Raw genomic sequence first — 1,391 nt, 5'->3', positions numbered from 1 at the left:
TGTTACTGTCAGTGCTCGGTTTTGGTAGAGATGCTCCAGTGTATGCTGTAATTCATCAACGCAAGTCACTACATTGACCGCTCCCGATTGGATATACAGTTCACCTATGGGTTTTCCTTTTGGGTAAAGTACTATCACTGGCTTATCTAAAGCCATCGCCTCCAACCCAACCGTAGAATCTTGGATGATCACTGCGTCCACAGCCTTTAAAATTTCGTACAAAGGGTATTCAGGTGAGGAGATAACAACGTGCTTCTGGCTATTAACGAATCTTGAAATCCAAGCTGTTTGCGGGGAGCCTGGATGGGGACGAATTATCAAATAACACCATTCAATTCGGTTAACTACATCCAACAAGACTTTCAGTATGGCGGCGTTCTCCTGCTTGGTTATGGGATCCATCGCCCATAGTACCCAGAGGCCAGAAGGGGGTAGCGATAATTGCGAACAGAAATCCTCGCGTGTGAGTCCAAATTTTTTGTTATCAGCCAGGTGATCAAGGCGCGGTGATCCCGTTATTACAATTCTTTCCGGTGATACTCCTCTCGCAATAAGCCACTGCTTGCTAATTTCACCCCATGCTGCAAACCGGGTCGCATAAAGAGGCACATACCCAAAATCATCTAACGTAGCACCGTGCTGGACAACCAAAGATGGAATACCCAACTGATTAGCAACAAGAGTGAATAACCGTTCGCCATGGTGCGCGTCAGAAGCTAAAAGTAATGATTTTACTTTACGCTCAATCAGTAATTGGCGTGCTCCATCAACCTCTACCGCCACTAAAGGGAGCTTCCGCAGCGTTGGATCACGAGCCAGACCAAGTAATGCTTCACGCTGATTCGCGGTAGTTGTGAACAGGAATGAATCGCGACTGGTAAACCGGCTATCCAGTGTGACCTGGGCGCTTGCCGGTATAATTAGCAGTGATGTACTGGCGGTATAGGGTGGGGTTCGCAGCCAGGCGATGAAGCCTGCGATAATAGCTACACCTAAGGCAGTGCCGAGAATGATCCACCACCGTTGAAGTATAGCGCTCAGATATGGTCTCAAATCGATTTCATCGTCCATGCTTCCAAACTCCGTTTTTTAGCCCGAGCGACCAATGATAGTAGCAGACAAGGCGTTTTTCGTCAACAATCGTCAATAGTAGAAACGTACCAATGTTAGGAGCGCCGCGAGATCAAATATCGCAACAGCAACGAGTAAGATGTACAGCGTTAGCCGTCGCCATTGCTCAGGCCAGAGCTGTTGCCAGCTTACGATCAGCAGCCACATCGCAGGCAGCATCGCCCAGTAAAGGTAGCGACCACGCGGAATATATGGCGTCCCATCGCCAAGAGGATGCAACCGCCCGAATAATGCAACCCATGCTATCACCACTGCCACGA

General features: G+C 48.7%; 1 protein-coding gene and 1 pseudogene. Both read right to left on the bottom strand.

The window, feature by feature from the left end:
• Window positions 1-1,071: Wzz/FepE/Etk N-terminal domain-containing protein (locus JE47_RS21895; RefSeq protein ID WP_031461454.1), on the bottom strand; the 1,071-nt coding region annotated here is incomplete at its 3' end.
• A 72-nt stretch (window positions 1,072-1,143) separates the two neighbouring features.
• A pseudogene (locus JE47_RS21890) lies at window positions 1,144-1,391 on the bottom strand (glycosyltransferase family 39 protein); the annotation flags it as partial.

Source organism: Chloroflexus sp. MS-G (genome assembly GCF_000735195.1).
Lineage (GTDB): Bacteria > Chloroflexota > Chloroflexia > Chloroflexales > Chloroflexaceae > Chloroflexus.
This window is presented reverse-complemented; position numbering and strand designations above follow the sequence as displayed.